Below are 20,712 nucleotides of genomic sequence, written 5' to 3'. Positions count from 1 at the left end.
GGCTGAAAGGTCTGGTACGCCCAAGGGGAATCGAACCCCTGTTACCGCCGTGAAAGGGCGGTGTCCTAACCGCTAGACGATGGGCGCGCTCAGACGAAGCGGCTTATAATTGCGTTGTTGGCAACCGGCAACCCATCTGGCGCCACATGCGACAACTTTTTTCAGGAGCGGCAAAAGCCGCCCCTCGGTGGGCTGGAGTGGCGGTTTCGGCCCCGCCTGGTCGCGCATCCCTGGAGATTATCCGGAACCTCCCTCGCGGTCGTCATTCCATGGCGGAGCAAGGAGCGAAGCGACGCGGCGCAGACCATGGAATCCATTCCGTGACGTCGAGGCGTTTCCGCGGTGCAGAATTCTGCTCCGCTGAGCCCTTCGGCGAAGGTCACGGAATGGATCCTCGGGTCCGCGCGTCCGCTTTGCTCCCGCTCCGCCCGTGGATGACGAAGTTCGGAAGGCTTCGGCCAATCGCGAACGTTCCTGATGGCATGTTGAAGCAACGTGGCGGTGATCGGCTTCCAATCGGCCAAATGGCTATGCAGGGGCCCAGCAGGGGCCTAGCCGAACTCAGCCGTCCTCGCCACCGCCGCTGCGGCGACGGCAGCGCCAGTTCCAGTCGCGCTCGGGGCCGACGTCGACATGGACGGATTCGGTGTGGCAGTAGGTGCCGACGCCGCCGCGGCCGGGCATCGTGCGGACGTAATTCGCCAGTTCCCACTTCGACACGCCGGGCACCTGGATGTCGGCGGCGGCGCAGTACATGTGCAGCGAGTTCTTGGCGCCGTTGGCGCGGCGGTTGCGCGAGGGATCGCGATAGCCGGACGTGACGACCATCTTGCGGCCGAAATGGCCCTCGATCGTCTTCAGCACCCGCACCAGCGACGGTTTCAGGCAGGCGACGTCGACGCTTTCATTCTGCTTCAGCAGGCCGTTGGGCGCGAGCCTGGCCATGCCGGCGGCCGACGCCACCTGGTAGGAACCGCCGCCGCCTTCGTCCTCGTTGAGGTCGACGTCGCTTTCGTCGTCGATGCCGGACTTGCGCTTGATCTCGAACAGCGCCGTCTGGCGCACGCCTGGCAGGGCATCGGCGCCGGTGATGTGGTTGCTCGGGTCGTCGATCGAGGCGAGCTGCACCGGCTTTTCACCCGGCGTCGCCGAGGCCAGCGTCACGATCGGCTTGGCCGGCGGGGGTGGCGTGGTCTTGGCCTGCGCGGCAACGGGCTGGTCGCCAGAGCGCGCGTTGTTGATCAGCGGCGCGGGCGCGGCCGAAGCCGGCGTGGTGCTGAACAGCGAGGCGAACAGGCCTTTCTTCGGCGCGGCGATCTGCGGCTGCGTCGGCTCGCCCGCGGTGACATAGACGCCGTTGTTCATGGCCTGCGTGGTCGCCTGCGCCTTCGAGGCGACGGCGGCGGCATCGCCGGCGGCGACCTGCTGGGCGACGGTTTGCGTCTGTTCGGCTGTCTGCGTCGGCTGAACCAGCGGTTGCGGCGTGTTGCCGGCAATCGTGTCGGCGCCCGCGGGCACGGCGACGGCGGGGAAGGCGGCCTGCGGCCGCGTCTCCGGCACATAGGCGACCTTTTCGGGCAAAGGCGTGTCGCCTTCGCTCATCACGGTCGCCGCCGCATCGGCGGTCGCGGACGCTGCCTGAACCGACGAATTGGCGGCGGTCGCGGTCTTGGCGCCGGACGTCGCGCTCATCCCGCTAGCGGTTGCATTGTAGGCTGGCGAGACGACCGACATGGTCGGGTCGCCAGTCGAGGTGCAGGAGGCCAGAAGCACGGAGAAGAGCGCCGCCGCAATGCTGCGACTCTCCCTTCGTCCTAGACGCCAACCCGCTGATTTCAAAACAAATTCCCCCTCGGTATCCGGTCGGTTCGTCACCGCCACGCCACTCCAGAACCGCGTCGCGATAACCCTCCTGTTCCCAACCGGAAACGGGACATGTGTCGAATCTGCAAGCCTCGGAATTATTCTGCGTCGGAAGGTGATTTGAGGCCGCTAAAACGATTGACGCCACCATTTCGCCCTGTTTTGGCGGCCCGTCAACTCACCAGACATTACAGTCCGTTACACACGCACCTTGACATAGGTGCCCGGCGCATCTCCCAAGGTTTTCATGCGCTTGCCGGGTTTGCGGGCGGCTACGCGGATGTCGTCCTGGTTCTCGATCCAGTGCTGCCAGTGCGTCCACCAGGAGCCCGGATGCTCGTGCGCCGCGGCAAGCCAGGCATTGAAGTCGCCCACCGGTTTGCCGCCGGTCCAGTACTGATATTTCTTGGCCGCGGGCGGGTTGACGACGCCGGCGATATGGCCGGAACCCGCCATCACATATTCGACGTCGCCGCCGAAGAACTGCGATCCAAGGAATACGGAAAGCGCCGGCGCGATGTGGTCCTCTTTCGTGGCCAGGTTGTAGACGGGGATGGTGATGTCGGCCAGCGAGACGGTGCGCCCGGCAAGCTCCATCACGCCGCGCGAGAGATTGTTCTCGAGATAGCAGTTGCGCAGATAGAAGGAGTGGTTGGCGGCCGCCATGCGCGTGGAATCGGAATTCCAGTAGAGCAGGTCGAAGGGCAGGGGCTCCTTGCCGCGCATATAGTTGTTGACGACATACGGCCAGATCAGGTCGCCCGAGCGCAGCATGTTGAAGGCGGTCGCCATCTTGGTGCCTTCAAGATAGCCCTTTTCGCTCATCGAGCGCTCGACGGCGGTGACCTGGTCCTCGTCGACGAAGACTTTCAGGTCGCCGGCATAGGTGAAGTCGACTTGCGTGGTGAAGAAGGTGGCCGATTTGATGCGGTGGTCGCCTTCCTGCGCCAGGAGCGCAAGCGCGGCGCCGAGCAGCGTGCCGCCGACGCAATAGCCGATGGCGTTGACGCCGCTCTCGCCGGTCGCCTTCTCCACCATGTCGAGGCCGAATTGCAGGCCCTCGCGGATATAGGCCTCCCAGCCCTTGGCGCCGTGACGCTCGTCCGGGTTGATCCAGGAGATGACGAAGACCGTGTGGCCCTGCTCGATCGCCCAGCGGATGAAGGACTTTTGCGGGTTGAGGTCGAGGATATAATATTTGTTGATCCAGGGCGGGCAGATCAGCAGCGGCCGCTTCAGCACCGTCTCCGTCACCGGATCGTATTGGATGATCTCGGCGACATCGCTGCGGCCGATGACCTTGCCGGGCGTCGTGGCGATGTTCTTGCCGATCTCGAAGGGCGCGTAGTCCGCCTGGCGCAGCTTGAGGTCGCCCTTGCCGGCGGCGATGTCCTCGGCCAGCATCTTCATGCCGCGCACCAGGTTCTCGCCGTTGGAGGCGACGGTCTCGCGGAACAGCTCCGGATTGGTCAGGATGAAGTTCGACGGCGCGATCGCGTTGGACACCTGCTTGACGTAGAAACTCGCCTTGTGGCGGGTGTGCTCGTCCAGGCCCTCGGCATGCTCGACGAGTTCGTTCGCCCAGCGCGAGGTGACGAGATAGGCCTGTTTCAGGAAATCGAAGAAGGCATTGCGGCCCCATTCGGGATCCTGGAAGCGCTTGTCGCCACGCTCCGGCTTGACCGCGTCGTCGGCGGTTTCGGCATTGGGTGTAACCTTCTGGATGGCGTTCGCCCAGACGGTCATATAGCCGGCGAACAGCCGCGTCTGCGCTTCGAGCGCGCGCTGCGGATCGCCCAGCCAGTATTCGGAGAGCTTGGAGAAGGTCTTGACCATGTCGACGACGGGTTCGGCGACATGATCGCGCACCTCGCCCTTCTCGCGCGGCTCGGCCCAGGCGGAAGCCGCCTTGCCTGCCTGCTCGACCATGCGCGCCATGTTCAAGGCGAAGAGCTCGGGGTCCTTCACCAGATATTGCTCGATGGCCGAAGGTCCGCCATTTTCCGCTTTGTCCGAATCGTCAGGTTTGGACATGGTTCGCGGGGTTCCTCCGGGAGCGTTTTCTTGACATATTACCATGGGACATCTGACCGGGTCCAATTCGCAGTAACCCGGCTGCCAGGAAAACAATATGACGATTAATGTTGGCGGGACTTTTTTTCTCAGGCCGGGTCCGATTTGCCGCATGGCGGTCGTGGCAGGACTGGTCGGCGTGCTTTTGCCCGCCGGCGGCTGCACCAGCACCGGCACGAACAATGCGGCGCCGACGGCCCTGACCGAAGGCCCGAAGGACACCGGTTCCTATCCGAACCTCAACATCCCGCCGCAGGTGGCGGCCAAGCAACTCACCAAGGAAGAGACCGCAGCTAAACTCGCGCAGCTCAAGGCCGAGGAGCAGGCGCAGCTATCCAAGGGCAAAGGCGTCAAACCGCCGGCGAATTCGGCGGCGCTCAACACGCTGGCCAAGACGCATGGCGGCGACACGCTGAAGCAGATCGAGGGCAAATGCGACCCGACCCTCGACCCTAACTGCAATTAGGTTTATATCGCGCGCCGAAACTCTGATGGTCTGGAACTGAAATGGAAGAATTTCACAAGGTCCGCCGGCTTCCGCCCTATGTCTTCGAGCAGGTCAACCGGCTGAAGGCCAGCGCCCGTTCGCGCGGCGCCGACATCATCGACCTTGGCATGGGTAATCCGGACCTGCCGACGCCGAAGGCCATCGTCGACAAATTATGCGAGGTGGTGCGCGATCCGCGCACCCATCGCTATTCTTCCTCGCGCGGCATTCCGGGCCTGCGCCGCGCCCAGGCAAACTATTACCAGCGCCGTTTCGGCGTGAAGCTGAACCCCGACACGCAGGTGGTGGCGACGCTGGGCTCCAAGGAAGGCTTCGCCAATATGGCGCAGGCGATCACCGCGCCCGGTGACGTCATCCTGTGCCCGAACCCGACCTATCCGATCCATGCTTTCGGCTTCATCATGTCGGGCGGCGTCATCCGCTCGCTGCAGGTCGAGCCCGATGACGGCTTCATCCCGGCGGTCGAGCGCGGCATCCGCCACTCGATCCCGAAGCCGCTGGCGCTGATCCTCAACTATCCGTCGAACCCGACGGCGCTGGTCGCCTCGCTCGACTTCTACAAGGACGTGGTCGCCTTCGCGAAGAAGAACGACATCATCATCCTGTCGGACCTCGCCTATTCGGAAATCTATTTCGACGGCAATCCGCCGCCTTCGGTGCTGCAGGTGCCGGGCGCGATGGATGTCTGCGTCGAGTTCACCTCGATGTCGAAGACCTTCTCCATGCCCGGCTGGCGCATGGGTTTTGCCGTCGGCAACGAGCGGCTGATCGCGGCGCTGACGCGCGTGAAATCCTATCTCGACTATGGCGCGTTCACGCCGATCCAGGTGGCGGCCGCGCATGCGCTGAACGGCGACGGCGCCGACATCGCCGAAGTGCGCGAGGTCTACCACAAGCGCCGCGACGTGATGGTCGATTCCTTCACCCGCGCCGGCTGGACCATTCCGGCGCCGGCGGCCTCGATGTTCGCCTGGGCGCCGATCCCCGAACAGTTCCGCCACCTTGGCTCGCTCGAATTCTCCAAGCTGCTCATCGAGCACGCCGATGTCGCGGTGGCGCCGGGCGTCGGCTTCGGCGAGCATGGCGACGACTATGTACGCGTGGCGCTGGTCGAGAACGAGCACCGGATCCGCCAGGCGGCGCGCAACATCAAGAAGTTCCTCGCGACCACCGCCAAGCAGCCCAACAATGTGGTGCCGCTCGCCGCGCGCCGCTGAATTTGCCGGACATTTATTGAATTTGAGGGGCGTCGCCGGACATGGCTGAAGCGTTGCGTGTTGGAATTGCCGGCCTCGGCACGGTTGGCGCCTCGGTGGCGCGCGTGCTGCGAGACAAGGCGGCCGAGCTCACCCGCCAATGCGGCCGCGACATCGTCGTGACGGCTGTTTCGGCCCGTGACCCGAAGCGCGACCGCGGCGTCGATCTCAGCGCCGCGAAATGGTTCGACGATCCGGTCAAGCTGGCCGAAAAGGCCGATATCGATGTCTTCGTCGAACTGATCGGCGGCGACGAAGGGCCGGCTCGGCAGGCGGTGAAGGCGGCGCTCGAGGCTGGGCGCCATGTCGTCACCGCCAACAAGGCGCTGCTGGCCAAGCATGGCGTGGCACTGGCCGAGATCGCCGAGAAAAAGGGCGTGCTGCTCAACTACGAGGCGGCGGTGGCCGGCGGCATCCCGGTCATCAAGACGATGCGCGAGGCGATGGCCGGCAATGCGGTGACGCGCGTCTTCGGCATCCTCAACGGCACCTGCAACTACATCCTGACCCGCATGGAGGCCGAAGGCATCTCCTTCGACGCCTGTCTCAAGGATGCGCAGCGACTCGGCTACGCCGAGGCCGATCCGACCTTCGATATCGAAGGCCATGACACGGCGCACAAATTGTCGATCCTGACCAGTCTGGCCTTCGGCACCAGGATCGCCGCCAACGACATCTATATGGAAGGCATCTCCAACATCACCCAGGCCGACATCCGCGCGGCCGGCGACCTCGGTTACCGCATCAAGCTGCTCGGCGTCGCGCAGCGCACCGACAGCGGCATCGAGCAGCGCGTCCATCCGACCATGGTGCCGACGGCTTCGGTGATCGCGCAGGTGCATGGCGTCACCAACGCGGTGGCGATCGAAACCGACATTCTGGGCGAGCTTCTGCTTTCCGGCCCGGGCGCCGGCGGCAACGCCACCGCATCGGCGGTGATCGGCGACATCGCCGATATCGCCAAGAGCCGGCCCGGGTTCCAGCACGCTCCGGTGTTCGGCTGGCCGGCGAAGGAACTGAAGCCCTACAAGAAGGCGCAGATGCGCAGTCATGCCGGCGGCTACTTCATCCGCCTGACCGTGCATGACCGCACCGGCGTCTTCGCCGCCATCGCCAAGCGCATGGCCGACAACGACATCTCGCTGGAATCGATCGTGCAGCAGGCGGCCGGGCCGGAGACGCAGGCGCAGAAGACGGTGATCCTCGTCACCCACGAGACGACGGAAGCGGCGGTACGCAAGGCCGTCGAAGGCATCACCAAGGACGGTCATCTGACCGACAAGCCGCAGGTGATCCGAATCGAACGGGCGGAATAGCCACAGCCTTATTACACCTTAATCGATTGATTTTGCTTCGGTTTCAAAAATTGGCCGGGCAAGTCTTGCCGTTGTCACGGAGCTTTGCCAGAAGGGTCTCGCCTTTGGCGGAAGGCAGAAGCAATTCCAGGTTTCCCGGATTGCTCGAAGCAAAATAGAGCGGTTCGGACCTGAACCGCTCCTGTGTCAACGAGGAATGCGTCATCCATGAACATCGCCCAGAACATCGCAGCCGGACTTGACCGGATCCTGACCATGGAGGTCGTGCGCGTTACCGAACGCGCGGCCGTCGCGGCCGCCAGGCTGCGCGGGCGGGGCGACGAGAAAGCCGCCGACCAGGTGGCGGTCGATGCGATGCGCCAGGAGCTCAACCGGCTGGCCATCAAGGGCACGGTGGTGATCGGCGAGGGCGAGCGCGACGAAGCGCCCATGCTCTATATCGGCGAGGAGGTCGGCACCGGCAAAGGTCCGGCCGTCGATATCGCGCTCGATCCGCTCGAAGGCACGACGATCTGCGCCAAGAACCTGCCCAATGCATTGGCCGTCATCGCCATTGCCGAGAAGGGCAGCCTGCTGTTCGCGCCTGATGTCTACATGGACAAGATCGCCATCGGCCCAGGCTATCCGGAGGGGCTGATCGACATCGACGCTTCGCCGGCGGAAAACCTCGCCAACCTGGCCAAGGCCAAGGGCGTGGCGGTTTCCGACATCACCGCCTGCATCCTCGACCGGCCGCGTCATGCCAAGCTGATCGATGCCGTGCGCGCCACGGGCGCGGCGATCCGGCTGATCGGCGACGGCGATGTCGCCGGCGTCATCCACACCACCGATCCGGATGAGACCGGCATCGACATCTATCTCGGCACCGGCGGCGCGCCGGAAGGCGTGCTGGCCGCGGCAGCTCTGCGCTGCACCGGCGGGCAGATGCTGGGCCGGCTGATCCTCGACTCGCCGGAGAAGGTCGCGCGGGCCGCCAAGATGGGCATTTCCGACCCGAAGCGCGTCTATCGCGCCCAGGACATGGCGCGCGGCGACGTGCTGTTCGCGGCGACCGGCGTCACCGACGGCAATCTGCTCGACGGGGTGAAGTTCGGCCGCACCTTCATCACCACCCACACCATCGTGCTGCGCTCGTCCTCGCGCACGGTGCGCGAGATCAAGGCGCGCCACCAGGATCTGGACAAGTTCTGATTTCTTCGGCTTGAACGCTTTTCGCGCAGTCCGGGGAAAACCGTTCCACAGTTTTCCCCGGATTGCGCGGGTCCCTGGAATTGCTCCGGCGGCCGCGTGTTGATATCTGCGCAGTCATGATGTGCAGACGGCGCGTCGCATGACGGGCGAGAAACGCTTCTTCCTCGATGTCAGGCAGTCGGCGACCGGTGTTTCCTGGGAACACCGGCTGACCGAGCGGCAGGACATGGCCGCTTTGGCTATCGCGCAGGGCCATGGCGTGCCAGACGTCGTGGCGCGGGTGCTGGCCGGGCGCGGCGTGACCGCGGAGCAGACCGAGCGCTTCCTCGATCCGACCATCCGCGAGCTTCTGCCAAATCCGGCATCGCTGACCGATATGGAGAAAGCGGCGGCGCGGCTTGCCGACGCGATCGTCGCCGGCGAAAAAGTGGCGATCTTCGGCGATTACGACGTCGACGGCGCGGCCTCGTCGGCGCTGATCAAGCGCTTTCTCACGCATTTTTCGGTGCCGTCCGAAATCTATATCCCGGACCGCATCTTCGAAGGCTACGGACCCAATCCGGAAGCGATGCGCGAGCTGATCTCGCGCGGCGCGAAGCTGATCGTCACCGTCGACTGCGGCACCAACAGCGCGACCTCGATCGAGGCGGCCAAAGAGGCGGGCGCCGATGTCGTGGTGCTCGACCATCACCAGGTCGGCGGCCCGCTGCCGGCGGCCGACGCGGTGGTCAACCCCAATCGCGAGGACGATCTGTCGGGGCAGGGACATCTGTGCGCCGCCGGCGTCGTCTTCCTGTGCCTGGTGCAGACGGCAAAGGTGCTGCGCGAAAGGCTGCCGAACGCCGCGCCGGTCGACCTGCTTTCGCTGCTCGATCTCGTCGCGCTGGCGACCGTCTGCGACGTGGTGCCCCTCACCGGCGTCAACCGCGCCTTCGTGGTCAAAGGATTGCAGGTGTTGCGCCAGCAGAAGAATGAGGGGCTGGCGGCGCTGGCGCGGGTCTCGCGCATCGGCGAGCCGATCAACACCTTCCATCTGTCCTTCCTGATCGGGCCGCGCATCAATGCCGGCGGCCGCATCGGCGATGCCGCGCTCGGCAGCCGGCTTCTGGCCACCGACGACCCCGTCGAGGCGGCAAGCATCGCCGAGACGCTCGACCGGCTGAACCAGGAACGGCAGCAGATGGAGCAAGAGATGCTGGCGCAGGCGCGCGCCGAGGCCGACGCGGAGCTTGCCGGCGGCAATGGTCCCGCAATCATCGTCACCGCCAGCAACAACTGGCATCCGGGCATTGTCGGGCTGATCGCTTCGCGGCTCAAGGACTATGCGCGCCGGCCGGCCTTCGCCATCGCCTTCAATTCGACGGGTATCGGCACGGGCTCGGGGCGTTCGGTGACCGGCTTCGATCTCGGACGGCTTGTGCGCGAGGCGGCCGAGGCCGGGCTGATCGTCAAGGGCGGCGGCCATGCGATGGCCGCCGGCATCACCGTCGAGCGCGCCAAGCTCGGCGAGTTGCGCGCCTTCTTCGAGGAACGCGCCGCCGCCGATGTGTTCCGGCTGCAAAATGAGGAAAGCCTGGCGATCGACGGCGCTTTGGCCGCCGAGGGCGCCACGATTGCGCTGCTCGATGCGCTGGAGAAGGCCGGGCCGTTCGGCGCCGGACACATCGCGCCAGTGTTCGTGCTGCCGCGCCACCGGCTGACCGACGCGCGGGCGATCGGCACCAATCACATCCGCGTCGACCTGCAGTCGCAAAGCGGCGGCAACATCCAGGCGATCGCCTTCCGCGCCGTCGACACGGCGCTTGGCGAATTCCTGTTCAAGAACAGGGGCAGGACCGTGCACATCGCCGGCTCGCTGTCGGGCAATTACTGGAACGGCAACCGCACGGTACAGTTTCGCATCAGCGATGCGGCGCTGGCATAACGACGCAGTAGTACCTTAACACAGACGTTTTGACCGGTTGGTTAGTGTGCGTTGGCAGATCCCATGCCTTGGCGATTGGCCGAGACGCCTATCGCGGTCGTCATCCACGGGCTTCGCTCCTTGCTCCGCCCTGGAATGACGAGGTTCAGGAGCCTTCAGCTCATCGCCAGCGTTTGCGCTGAATACGGCAACGGACGTTGATAGCCTTGCCCGACAAGCCTGGAACCTTCCAAATCACTGTGTAGAGGAAGTAGCGGAATTCACACGAGAACGGACTGCAGACGGATCAGTTCGCTGATCTGCGACTTCGTCGCCTGGTAGCCGAGGGCAATCGCCTCGTCGGCGCGGTGGAATTCCGTCAGGCCGATATGGCTGAGCTTCGGCTGCAGCGACATATCCGGCGGATCGCCGGCGAGGCGCGCGCGCGAAATCCGGTCCTGGATGATGTTGAAGGCTTCGACCATGACGCCGGTGATGCCGAGGCGTGTCTGGTGTGATTGGTGATTGACCTGGCCGGGACGCGGCGCGTCGTTCTCGACGACCAGTTCGCCGGCGCTGTGTTTGATGACGGCGGCGCGTCCGAACAGGTCATAATGCAGGTTGACCGCCACGACGAGCGGCTGCTCATAGGCGCGGCAGACCGAGACCGGCACGGGATTGACCAGCGCGCCGTCGACCAGCACGCGGCCGTTGCAGGCCACCGGCTCGAAGACGCCGGGCAGCGCGTAGGAGGCGCGCATCGCGGTGACCAGCGAGCCGCTCGACAGCCAGATCTCGTGGCCGGTGCGGATTTCGGAAGCGACGGCGACGAAAGGCTTCGACAGATCGTCGAAGCGAGCGCCGTCGAGGTGCTCGCGCAGGCGCTGATCGAGCTTCATGCCGCCGAACAGGCCACTGCCGCGCAGATTGAGGTCGAGCAGGCCGAAGATGCGCCGCTTGGTCAGGCTCCTGGCGAACTCTTCCAACTCGTCGAGCTTGCCGGCCAGGTAGCAGCCACCGACCAGGGCGCCGACCGAGGTGCCGGCGATCATCGACACTTCGATGCCGGCTTCGTCGAGCGCGCGCAGCACGCCGATATGGGCCCAGCCGCGCGCGCAGCCGCCGCCGAGCGCCAACGAGATGCCTTTCTTCGTCGGTGGTTTCGGAGCAGGCGCGCCGCCGGACGAGGAGGGGCCGTTGGCCTCCCGAACGTCAGGTTTGCTGCGCAATGACGCCCATTCGAGCATCACGATCTCCCTTGTCCCATATCCCTTCTACCAAAAGGATATTTGAGAATAGTGAATCTGAGTGGTTTGTGAATATTGAATGGTTCACACCGGCTTCCGATACGTCCTGTCCGCATCGAACAGCGGCCTGCTGCCGTCGTCGGCAAGCGTCGCCTTGCCGTCGTTCAACCCCACCGTCCGATAAAAGCAGGAACGTCTCCCGGTGTGACAAGTTGCGTCGTGGCCCAACACTTTGACGCGCAACCATATCGCGTCCTGGTCACAATCCGTGCGCATCTCGACGACGTGCTGGAAATTGCCCGACGTCTCGCCCTTCTTCCACAGCGCGCTGCGCGAGCGCGACCAGTAATGGGCAATGCCGGTTTCGAGCGTAAGCGCAAGCGCCTCGGCATTCATATGCGCGACCATCAACAGCATGCCATCCGCGGCGTCCGTCACCACCACGGTGACGAGGCCTGCGGCATCGAAGCGCGGAGAAAGAACGGCGCCTTCCTCCAGCGCTTTCTTGTCTGACGGAGCTTGCGGAAATTGCAGTGCCGACATCGCCGGTCCTTATATGTTTGGCCGGCGAGGGCCGGCGATCAGCCGCCTGCGCGCACCATGGTGACGAAGCGAACCTGCTCCTCGGGCGTGTCCTTGAAGACGCCGGTGAAAGTGGAGGTCAGCGTCGTCGAATCCTGCTTGCGGATACCGCGCATGGCCATGCACATATGTTCGGCCTCGAGCATGACGGCGACGCCGCGCGGGTTGAGCACGTCCTGGATGACGCCGGCGATCTGCGCGGTCATTGCCTCCTGCGTCTGCAGGCGATGCGCGAAGATGTCGACGACGCGCGCGATCTTGGACAGACCGACGACCTTGCCGTCCGGCAGATAGCCGACATGCGCCTTGCCGATGATCGGCACCATGTGGTGCTCGCAATGCGAATGGAATTTAATGTTCCTGACGATCACGAGATCGTCATAGCCGGCGACTTCCTCGAAAGTGCGGCCGAGCTCGTCGGCCGGGCACATATCATAGCCGTTGAACATCTCGCGGAAGGCTTTGGTGACACGCTTGGGCGTGTCGATCAGACCTTCGCGCTCCGGATTGTCGCCGGTCCAGCGCAAGAGCGTGCGCACGGCGGCTTCGACCTCGGCCTCGGTCGGCCGGTCGGTGACCGGCTTTTCCATATATTCGGACGGGGGCATGATTTTCTTGATGACGGCATCCATAAAGGCGTCTCCCGTAGTCCCACTCAAAGGTGGAACGAGTTGAACGGACCACGACCTTTGGGGAGAAAATCGCCCATTTCCATCCCGCAAGCGGCGTGAACATTTGAGCAGGGACAATGGCTTGTCGTCGCCTTGTCGATGCCCGACTGCCACCATTATATATGGTTCCAGCGGAGCGAAAGGAAGACGCGAGAGCGGCAAAGCCTGTTCGCTGGGCGGCGACGGATTGGAAAAATATGATCGACGACGTCTACAATGCGAAAATTCTCGGCTTCGCCGGAAATATCGGGCGGATCGGCCGGCTCGACGATGCCGACGCGACGGCCAGGGCGCATTCCAAATTGTGCGGCTCGACCGTCACCGTGGACCTCAAGATGGACGGCGACGTGGTGACCGATTTTGCGCATGACGTGAAGGCCTGCGCGCTCGGCCAGGCCTCGTCCTCGATCATGGCCCAGCATGTGGTGGGCGCCAGGGCCGACGAATTGCGCGCCGTGCGCGAGACCATGCTGAAGATGCTCAAGGAGAACGGCGCGCCGCCGGAGGGCCGCTTCGCAGACCTGAAGTATCTGGAGCCGGTGCGCGACTACAAGGCGCGTCATGCCTCGACCATGCTGACCTTTGACGCGGTGGTCGATGCGATCGGCCAGATCGAGAAGAAGCGCGCCGGAGAGGCGGCGTGACAGCGTCTTTCGTCCTGCCAGGCTATCACGGAGGGGGAACTTGCGGCGTTTGATATCGATCTTGGGTTTTGCCGGTTCGATCATCTTGACTAATCAGGCAGCCGGAGCCGAAAACCCGGCACTCAAGAACGTCTCCAAGTATTTTGAGAGCACGGTCGGGAGCTGCTGGATCATTCCAGCGGATATCGACTTATCTGTTGTCACGCGTGTCAAGGTAAGGCTCAATCGGGATGGCTCCTTGGCCGAAAAGCCAGAGCCACTCGACCGCCAGACAGAACCCCAGCGTAAGATACTGAACGATAGCGCGGTGCGCGCTGTTGTTCGCTGCGCACCTTACTCAGGGTTGGCAGCCTATGCCGACAGCTATGAGACCTGGCGCGAAATGACCGTCTCTTTCGATGCCCGCGTGATATCCTCCAGTGGACAGCCGAAATAAAACAAGTCTGGAAAGATCATATGATACGGCCTATCGCTGCCGTATCAGCGCTTGCCTGTTTTCTGCGAATTCACTTCTCACCCAGTCGGCGAATGCCTTGGCCGGTTCCGGCAGTTCCCGCAAGTTCCTGGCCACCAGCCAATATGCGCCGGAAGCGACATCGATATCGAACGGCTTGATCAAGGTGCCCGACGCAAGCTCCTCGCCGATCTGCAGGAGATCGCCAAGCGCCACGCCGTGGCCGAGCAGCGCGGCCTGTTTCGAAAGCGAGACGTCGGCCAGCATCGGACCCCGCGCGGGTACCGCGTCGGCCGGCACGCCGGCTGCCTGGAACCAGCGCGCCCAACCCTGGCGGTTTTCCTCGTGCAGCAGCGTGTAGTGGCGAAGGTCGATGGGCTTTTCCAGGGGAGGGCCGGATGCCAGCAAACCCGGCGAAAGGACCGGTGAGTCGACGGTTGAAGCCAGACGCTCGGCCTCTGTGCGCGGCCATGACGTGGCGTGCGCGCTGAAGCGCAAGGCGAGTTCGGGCTGATCGCCGCGGAACTCGATCGGACGGGCATCGACCTCGAGGGATACGTCGATGTCGGGCCGCAACTGGCGAAAGCGATTGAGCCGCGGCACCAGCCACACGGCGGCCAGCGAAGGTTCGACGCTGACGCGGACTACGGATTGCGCCGGCGATGCGATCAGGTCCGAGAGCACCCGGTCGATATCGTCGAAGCTTCTGACCAGTTGGCCGAGCAGCCGTTGCCCCGCATCGGTCAGCTCGACGCGGCGATGCAGGCGCAGAAACAGCGGCTGGCGCAGGAAGGTCTCGAGCTCGCGAATCTGCCGGCTGATCGCTGCCTGCGAAACGTAAAGCTCCTCCGCCGCCCGGCTGAAGCTCAAATGCCGCCCGGCTGTCTCGAAGCTTCGCAACGCCGTCAGGGGCAGCCGTCCTCGCTTCATTCGCATAACCTCAGGTTATCCGACGCGGAAATTATACTCGTTTGAGGAGGAAGACCAGCGGCAGTCTAATCGGCGCTCAAAGGAGCCGCTGCCATGAACCAGCTTCTGGACATTCTGAACGACGTCATACGGATCGCAACGTTCCAGTGGCATGGGACAGCCATACGCAGCCGCCACCATGACCATTGCGATCTTCCTTCTCACCATGCCGAGTGGACTGACAGGCATCCCATCCGCCGCTCCAGGTCGTGAGAGGCAAAGACATTGCGTTTCAGCGTCGAAACCCACATCTATCGCGCAGTCAAGCAGGCTGCGGAGAGATGGGCGACCATCACGGACATACGCACGGCGCCCGGCCGATACAGCGAGGGCGCAACTGGCCGGGGCCATGGCGCAAGACGCCGGGGCGCGTGCTCGGCACATCGCTCGTGCGCTTCTATCAGCTGACGCTTTCAGGCTTCGTCGGCAACAGTTGCCGGCATCTGCCGACCTGTTCCGAATATGCGCATGAGGCGATCGCCCGCCACGGCCTGTGGGCCGGCGGCTGGATGGGACTGTTCCGGGTGCTGCGCTGCGGGCCGTTCGGCACGCATGGCATCGACCGCGTGCCGGAGACGCTTGCCCAACGCTATGTCTGGTTCATGCCCTGGCGCTATTGGCACATCGGCAAGAAACGCGGCGAAGCCAACGGCTGAAGCTTGCCCTGAAACGGGTGGCTGCGTCCGCTGACCGAAGCGACACTGGAACCTCCACAAGATGAGGTTGTCCCATGATGTCGCTGTTCCTGGCCTTTCACGTCCATGCCGCCAAGCAGGGTGACGGATTGCTGCCCCAATTCCTCGGAGTGACGCCTCGGCCGCACGATGCACCCAAAGTCGTGAATGAGAATCCGGTCTGCTTCGAGCAGCCGAAAGGCTCTTCAAAGCCCGATCCGCAGCCGCGCAAGACCGTGCGCAGGCCAGTCATCCTGTAGGCCGTATTTACGCTTCGGTAAGGTTAACGGCAGGCTGCACAAACACTGCGAATTTGAGACAAAATCGAGACAAGCCGCTTCGCTAAGCCGCTCCTGTAATCTCATACCGGAGTGACTTCGCCATGCGCCAGATGGACCGCTATCCCTTCATTTTTGCCATCGTCCTTTTCCTTCTGGCCTGGATGCTTGGCTGGCCGGTGCGGGCGCAATCGGCGCCGCTCGGCGACATCCACTGTACGCTGATCCAGGATCAGCAAAGCGGCGCAACGCTCTTTCAGGACGGCGTCTGCGACAAGCGCGTCAGCCCGGCCTCGACGTTCAAGGTGCCCCTGGCGCTGATCGGCTACGATTCCGGGATCCTAAGCGATGCGCATACGCCGAGCTGGGACTACAAGCCCGAGTTTAAGGCGGCAAAGCGCGACCAGAAAACCGTCGGTCCGACGATCTGGGAACGCGATTCCATCGTCTGGTATTCGCGCGAGATCACACGGCGGCTCGGTGCCGAAAAGTTTGCCGGCTACGTTTCGAAACTCGGCTATGGCAACAAGGATGTCTCGGGCGATGCCGGCAAGGGCAATGGGCTGACGCAGTCCTGGATCAATTCCTCGCTCGAAATATCGCCGGTCGAGCAGACGGCTTTCCTGCGCCAGCTGCTCGCCGGCAAGATGCCGGTGTCGGCGAAGGCGCATGAAATGACCAGGGGGATCCTCCCGACCTTCACGGCAGGGGACTGGACCGTGCAGGGCAAGACAGGCAGCACCAAGCTTGGCCAGGACGGCAAGCGCTCGCTCGGCTGGTTCGTCGGCTGGGCCGAGAAGGGCGGCCGCCGCATCGTCTTTGCCAGGCTGATCGCGGACACGAAGCGCACCGATACGCCGAAGGGCCTCGCAACGCGCGCGGCCTTCCTGAAGGATTTGCCGCAGCTGGTGAAGTAGCGTCTCTCAGAGCGTTTCACCGTTTCACGGAAACGGCGAAACGCTCTATCTCCTTGTTTTTACGCAATTCCGAACGGAAAACCGCTCACACTTTTCCTGGAATTGCTCTAGACGCTGCGGCGCGCGCGCAGGATGTGCCCGCCGGAATTGCTTTTGGTGCTCGGGGACCTGGCAAAGCGCGCTGCGATATCGCCGCTGTCGAGATCCTCGATGTCGTCGAAGCCGAGATCGGCGAGCGACTTCGCCAATTCATCGGGAACGAAGAAACTGATCCATGGCTCGCCGATCGCCGCGACGCGCGCGGCATAGAAGGCAAGCGTCGCCCGACCCTTCGTGTCGCGGTTCTCGGCCGGTTCGCTGTAGTCGAAGACGACTTCCGAGCCGGCGACGCCGGCAATGTAGCCAAGCGTGGCAAAAATCGCTTCGCGTGTCAGGTAAGGCACGACCCCCAGCCAGATGAAAAAGCTCGGTTCGGTCGGTTTCAAACCCGCGGCCGCCAATTCCGCCGGCAAACTCTGGCGTTCGAAATTGACCGGCACGAAGGCGGCGCCTGCCGGCTCGGCAAGACCCGTCTCGGCAATGCGTTGGCGTTTCCAGGCCTGTGTCGCCGGATGATCGACCTCGAACACCGCGAGGCCCGGATATGGATTGCGCAGCGAAAACGTGTCGAGACCGGCGCCGAGCACCACGACTTGGGCGACGCCACGCCGCACCGCCGCCGCCAGCCAGTCCTCGGCGAGGCGGGCCCGCGACGCCACGAACAGGCGCATGCGACGGCCGTGTTCGTCTTCCTGTTCGAGTTCCCCGGCATCCGGCGCGGCTTCGCCCAGAATCGCTAAAGCATAGGGATCGCGAAACAGCGCTGCCTGCGGTGACAACTGATGCAATGCCCGCAAGCGCGCGACGCGAAGGGCGGTTCGGCTGGGTGATGCGTCTTCCATACCTATATTGAAGCCGCCCCGCGCCGCATTCACAAGCCGTCGCGAAGCGCCTGCGACATCGCTGGCGACATTTCCTGACGGCCGCTCTTTACCTGGCGCGGCACTGCCTCTAAAACCGCGCCGCTTGCCGGACGCCTCCGGCTAACCCTCTGCATGCGGCAACGCATCCTGCGACATGCATTTAACCACCCGCGCTCGTTTGCGGGACTGGATAGGAGAACCTTGATGCCGAGTTCCGTTTCCTTGACGTTTCCCGATGGCTCGGTCCGCGACTACGACGCGGCGATGACCGGCGCCGGCCTGGCCGAGTCGATCTCCAAGTCGCTGGCCAAGAAGGCCGTGGCCTACAGCCTCGACGGCACCCTTCGCGATCTTTCCGATCCGCTCGGCAAGTCCGGCAAGGTCGAGATCATCACCCGCGAGGATCCGCGCGCGCTGGAGCTCATCCGCCACGATACGGCGCATGTGCTGGCCGAGGCCGTGCAAGAGCTGTGGCCGGGAACGCAGGTGACCATCGGGCCGGTGATCGAGAACGGGTTCTATTACGACTTCGCCAGGAACGAGCCGTTCACGCCGGACGATTTCCCGGTGATCGAGAAGAAGATGCGCGAGATCATCCAGCGCAACAAGCCGTTCACCAAGGAGGTCTGGTCGCGCGAGAGGGCAAAGAAGGTCTTCGCCGACAAGGGCGAGCGCTACAAGCTCGAGCTGATCGATGCCATTCCCGAAGACCAGGACCTCAAGATCTATGCGCAGGGCGATTGGTTCGACCTCTGCCGCGGTCCGCACATGGCTTCGACCGGGCAGATCGGCAATGCCTTCAAGCTGATGAAGGTGGCGGGCGCCTATTGGCGCGGTGACTCGAACAATCCGATGCTGACGCGCATCTATGGCACCGCCTTTGCCGACCAGGCGCAGCTCGATGCCTACCAGACGCTGCTGGAGGAAGCCGAAAAGCGCGATCACCGCAAGCTCGGCCGCGAGATGGACCTGTTCCATTTCCAGGAAGAGGGCCCGGGTGTGGTCTTCTGGCACGCCAAGGGCTGGAAGATGGTGCAGAACCTGATCAACTACATGCGTCGCCGCCTCGACGAGCACGGCTACCAGGAAGTCAACGCGCCGCAGGTTCTGGACAAGAGCCTGTGGGAGACGTCGGGACACTGGGGCTGGTATCGCGACGCGATGTTCAAGGTCACGGTCGCCGGCGACGACACCGACGACGACCGCGTCTTCGCGCTGAAACCGATGAACTGTCCCGGTCACGTACAGATCTTCAAGCATGGGTTGAAGTCTTACCGCGAACTGCCCGTGAAACTTGCGGAGTTCGGCAATGTGCATCGCTATGAGCCGTCCGGCGCGCTGCACGGGCTGATGCGGGTGCGCGGCTTCACGCAGGATGACGCGCATATCTTCTGCACCGAGGAGCAGCTCGCCGCCGAATGCCTGCGCATCAACGATCTGATCCTGTCGACCTATGCCGATTTCGGCTTCGAAGAGGTCAGCGTGAAGCTGTCGACGCGGCCGGACAAGCGCGTCGGCACCGACGAGGCCTGGGACCATGCCGAGGCGATCATGAGCAATGTGCTGGAGACGATCCGCGCGCGCTCCGGCAACCGCATCAAGACCTCGATCAATCCGGGTGAGGGCGCCTTCTACGGACCGAAATTCGAATATGTGCTGAAGGACGCCATCGGACGCGAATGGCAATGCGGCACCACGCAGGTCGACTTCAACCTGCCGGAACGCTTCGGCGCCTTCTATATCGGCTCGGATTCGGAAAAGAAGCAGCCGGTCATGGTGCATCGCGCCGTGTGCGGCTCGATGGAACGCTTCCTCGGCATCCTGATCGAGAACTATTCGGGTCATTTCCCGCTGTGGTTCGCGCCGCTGCAGGTGGTGGTGGCGACCATCACTTCGGATGCCGACGATTACGCGACGAAGGTGGTCGAGCGGCTGAAGGCTGCGGGGCTGCTGGCCGAAGCCGATCTTCGTAACGAGAAGATCAACTACAAGGTGCGCGAGCATTCCCTGGCCAAGGTTCCGGTCATCCTTGTCTGCGGCAAGCGCGAGGCGGAAGAGGAAACCGTCAATATCCGCCGGCTGGGCTCCCGCGACCAGGAATCGCTGAAGCTCGAGGATGCGGTGAAGCAGCTTTCCGACGAGGCGGTCTCGCCTGACCGCAAGCGTCGCGCCGCCTGACTTACGAACTGAATGGCGGTGGTGCGTCCACCGCCATTTTCACACGCCTGTCACGCCAGTTCTGTAACCAGCCGCCATGCTCAAGCTGAAACTTCGGGAAAGACGTTTTCCCGAGCTCTCCTATGCCAACGCGGATCAGCCGGTGCTGACGCGCTGGTTCATCCATTCCGTCGAGGGCTTGTCGGGCCGCGACCGCTTCGCGGTGCTCTATGACTTCTGGCGCAGCCAGGTGGTGCCAACCCGGGATCGCGTGTTCACCCGCATGCTGGACCTGATCGACGTCAAGGTCCGCAACGCCGTCCAGTGGCCGCCGGCAGCGCTGCCGGAGACGCCGCTGGTCATCGTGGCGAACCATCCCTTCGGCATCGGCGACGGCATCGCGGTGCTGTCGCTTGTCGAGCAACTGGGCCGCCCGTTCCGGGTGATGATCCATAAGGACCTGCTCAGGATCCGCGAGATGGAGCCCTATTCGCTGCCAGTCGATTTTTCCGAGACGAAGGAAGCGCTGAAGAACAACATGGCGGTGCGCCACGAAGCGGTGCGGCTGTTGAAGGAAGGAGTCACCATAGTGATCTTCCCCGCTGGCGGTGTCGCCACCGCGCCCAAGGTCTTTGGTCGTGCCATCGACCTGCCATGGAAGATGTTTCCGGCCAAGCTGGTGCAGGAGGCCAAGGCCTCTGTCATCCCGATGCACTTTTCCGGTCAGAATGGCCGACTGTTTCACCTCGTCAGCGGCCCGATGAACATGGCCGAGCGCGACAACCGCGTGGCCAAATTCATCGGCAGGACGTCGCTGACGCTGCGCCTTTCCTTGCTCATCCGCGAGTTCGCCCGCCTGTCGGGCAAGGCGATCGAGGTGCGTATCGGCGACGTGCTGACATGGAGCGAACTCGAACCGCTGCGCGACCGCAAGGCGTTGCTCGACCGCCTCTACCGCTCGGTGTTCGACCTTGCGACGCCGAGGGCGCAGCGTGGCCGCGTGCCCTTCCTGCCGAAGCGGATGCGCAAGGCGGCCTGACGCTAAAG

General features: G+C 63.7%; 19 protein-coding genes and 1 tRNA gene. 12 read left to right on the top strand and 8 right to left on the bottom strand.

Features of this window, described 5'->3' with window-relative positions; genetic code table 11:
• Positions 1 to 12: 12 nt before the first annotated feature.
• From KVT37_RS00435 to phaC, 3 genes are all read right to left on the bottom strand, one after another.
• Positions 13 to 87, bottom strand: a tRNA-Glu gene (locus KVT37_RS00435).
• 474 nt (positions 88 to 561) lie between these two features.
• Positions 562 to 1,734: a YcbK family protein gene (locus KVT37_RS00430; RefSeq protein ID WP_254633772.1), complete on the bottom strand. Its 1,173-nt coding sequence runs from the start codon at positions 1,732 to 1,734 to the stop codon at positions 562 to 564.
• Between the two features lie 327 nt (positions 1,735 to 2,061).
• Positions 2,062 to 3,897: a class I poly(R)-hydroxyalkanoic acid synthase gene (phaC, locus tag KVT37_RS00425; RefSeq protein WP_217568578.1), complete on the bottom strand. Its 1,836-nt coding sequence runs from the start codon at positions 3,895 to 3,897 to the stop codon at positions 2,062 to 2,064.
• A gap of 151 nt (positions 3,898 to 4,048) precedes the next feature.
• Between phaC and KVT37_RS00420 the strand changes: the two genes are divergently transcribed.
• The 5 genes from KVT37_RS00420 to recJ all read left to right on the top strand — a co-directional run bounded on the left by KVT37_RS00420 (position 4,049) and on the right by recJ (position 10,131).
• Positions 4,049 to 4,402, top strand: a complete 354-nt coding sequence (locus tag KVT37_RS00420) for a hypothetical protein (RefSeq protein WP_254633734.1) — start codon at positions 4,049 to 4,051, stop codon at positions 4,400 to 4,402.
• A gap of 41 nt (positions 4,403 to 4,443) precedes the next feature.
• Complete coding sequence (locus KVT37_RS00415) at positions 4,444 to 5,661, top strand: LL-diaminopimelate aminotransferase (protein WP_217568575.1); 1,218 nt, start codon at positions 4,444 to 4,446, stop codon at positions 5,659 to 5,661.
• A 41-nt stretch (positions 5,662 to 5,702) separates the two neighbouring features.
• Positions 5,703 to 7,016, top strand: a complete 1,314-nt coding sequence (locus KVT37_RS00410; RefSeq protein ID WP_217568573.1) for a homoserine dehydrogenase — start codon at positions 5,703 to 5,705, stop codon at positions 7,014 to 7,016.
• 207 nt (positions 7,017 to 7,223) lie between these two features.
• Positions 7,224 to 8,207: a class II fructose-bisphosphatase gene (gene glpX, locus KVT37_RS00405; RefSeq protein ID WP_217568571.1), complete on the top strand. Its 984-nt coding sequence runs from the start codon at positions 7,224 to 7,226 to the stop codon at positions 8,205 to 8,207.
• A 139-nt stretch (positions 8,208 to 8,346) separates the two neighbouring features.
• Positions 8,347 to 10,131 carry a single-stranded-DNA-specific exonuclease RecJ gene (gene recJ, locus KVT37_RS00400; protein WP_217568569.1) on the top strand — a complete coding sequence of 595 codons (1,785 nt, stop codon included), beginning with the start codon at positions 8,347 to 8,349 and terminating at the stop codon, positions 10,129 to 10,131.
• Between the two features lie 260 nt (positions 10,132 to 10,391).
• On the opposite strand, the gene KVT37_RS00395 is transcribed toward recJ, so the two are convergent.
• The 3 genes from KVT37_RS00395 to folE all read right to left on the bottom strand — a co-directional run bounded on the left by KVT37_RS00395 (position 10,392) and on the right by folE (position 12,571).
• Positions 10,392 to 11,357 (bottom strand): patatin family protein, encoded by a 966-nt coding sequence (locus KVT37_RS00395; protein WP_217568567.1) that lies wholly within the window; start codon positions 11,355 to 11,357, stop codon positions 10,392 to 10,394.
• A gap of 84 nt (positions 11,358 to 11,441) precedes the next feature.
• On the bottom strand, positions 11,442 to 11,900 hold the full coding sequence (hisI, locus tag KVT37_RS00390) for a phosphoribosyl-AMP cyclohydrolase (RefSeq protein WP_217568565.1): 459 nt from the start codon (positions 11,898 to 11,900) through the stop codon (positions 11,442 to 11,444).
• Positions 11,901 to 11,938: 38 nt separating this feature from the next.
• On the bottom strand, positions 11,939 to 12,571 hold the full coding sequence (gene folE / locus KVT37_RS00385) for a GTP cyclohydrolase I FolE (RefSeq protein WP_112101201.1): 633 nt from the start codon (positions 12,569 to 12,571) through the stop codon (positions 11,939 to 11,941).
• A 236-nt stretch (positions 12,572 to 12,807) separates the two neighbouring features.
• Here folE and KVT37_RS00380 point away from each other — a divergent pair, with 236 nt between their 5' ends.
• Both KVT37_RS00380 and KVT37_RS00375 read left to right on the top strand, forming a co-directional pair.
• Positions 12,808 to 13,254: an iron-sulfur cluster assembly scaffold protein gene (locus KVT37_RS00380; protein ID WP_217568563.1), complete on the top strand. Its 447-nt coding sequence runs from the start codon at positions 12,808 to 12,810 to the stop codon at positions 13,252 to 13,254.
• Between the two features lie 40 nt (positions 13,255 to 13,294).
• Positions 13,295 to 13,690 carry a cell envelope integrity protein TolA gene (locus KVT37_RS00375; protein WP_217568561.1) on the top strand — a complete coding sequence of 132 codons (396 nt, stop codon included), beginning with the start codon at positions 13,295 to 13,297 and terminating at the stop codon, positions 13,688 to 13,690.
• A 30-nt stretch (positions 13,691 to 13,720) separates the two neighbouring features.
• Here KVT37_RS00375 and KVT37_RS00370 read toward each other — a convergent pair whose 3' ends face one another.
• The gene (locus KVT37_RS00370; protein WP_217568559.1) at positions 13,721 to 14,638 is read right to left on the bottom strand and encodes a LysR substrate-binding domain-containing protein; all 918 of its coding nucleotides are present in this window, start codon (positions 14,636 to 14,638) and stop codon (positions 13,721 to 13,723) included.
• Between the two features lie 320 nt (positions 14,639 to 14,958).
• Here KVT37_RS00370 and yidD point away from each other — a divergent pair, with 320 nt between their 5' ends.
• From yidD to blaOXA, 3 genes are all read left to right on the top strand, one after another.
• Positions 14,959 to 15,333, top strand: a complete 375-nt coding sequence (yidD, locus tag KVT37_RS00365) for a membrane protein insertion efficiency factor YidD (RefSeq protein ID WP_217568557.1) — start codon at positions 14,959 to 14,961, stop codon at positions 15,331 to 15,333.
• Positions 15,334 to 15,407: 74 nt separating this feature from the next.
• On the top strand, positions 15,408 to 15,611 hold the full coding sequence (locus tag KVT37_RS00360; RefSeq protein ID WP_217568555.1) for a hypothetical protein: 204 nt from the start codon (positions 15,408 to 15,410) through the stop codon (positions 15,609 to 15,611).
• 122 nt (positions 15,612 to 15,733) lie between these two features.
• A complete protein-coding gene (gene blaOXA, locus KVT37_RS00355) occupies positions 15,734 to 16,546 on the top strand; it encodes a class D beta-lactamase (protein ID WP_217568552.1) in 813 nt (270 codons plus the stop codon).
• A gap of 107 nt (positions 16,547 to 16,653) precedes the next feature.
• Here the strand turns inward: blaOXA and KVT37_RS00350 are convergent, their stop codons facing one another.
• Positions 16,654 to 17,487 carry an SAM-dependent methyltransferase gene (locus KVT37_RS00350; RefSeq protein ID WP_217568550.1) on the bottom strand — a complete coding sequence of 278 codons (834 nt, stop codon included), beginning with the start codon at positions 17,485 to 17,487 and terminating at the stop codon, positions 16,654 to 16,656.
• A gap of 225 nt (positions 17,488 to 17,712) precedes the next feature.
• Between KVT37_RS00350 and thrS the strand changes: the two genes are divergently transcribed.
• Together thrS and KVT37_RS00340 are read left to right on the top strand one after the other, a co-directional pair.
• Positions 17,713 to 19,686 carry a threonine--tRNA ligase gene (thrS, locus tag KVT37_RS00345; protein WP_217568548.1) on the top strand — a complete coding sequence of 658 codons (1,974 nt, stop codon included), beginning with the start codon at positions 17,713 to 17,715 and terminating at the stop codon, positions 19,684 to 19,686.
• 76 nt (positions 19,687 to 19,762) lie between these two features.
• Positions 19,763 to 20,704, top strand: a complete 942-nt coding sequence (locus tag KVT37_RS00340) for a lysophospholipid acyltransferase family protein (RefSeq protein ID WP_217568546.1) — start codon at positions 19,763 to 19,765, stop codon at positions 20,702 to 20,704.
• Positions 20,705 to 20,712 lie beyond the last annotated feature (8 nt).

This window comes from Mesorhizobium sp. GbtcB19 (assembly GCF_019091085.1).
Lineage (GTDB): Bacteria > Pseudomonadota > Alphaproteobacteria > Rhizobiales > Rhizobiaceae > Mesorhizobium.
Note: the sequence above shows the minus strand (reverse complement) of the source record. Positions and strands in the feature narration are given on the sequence as shown.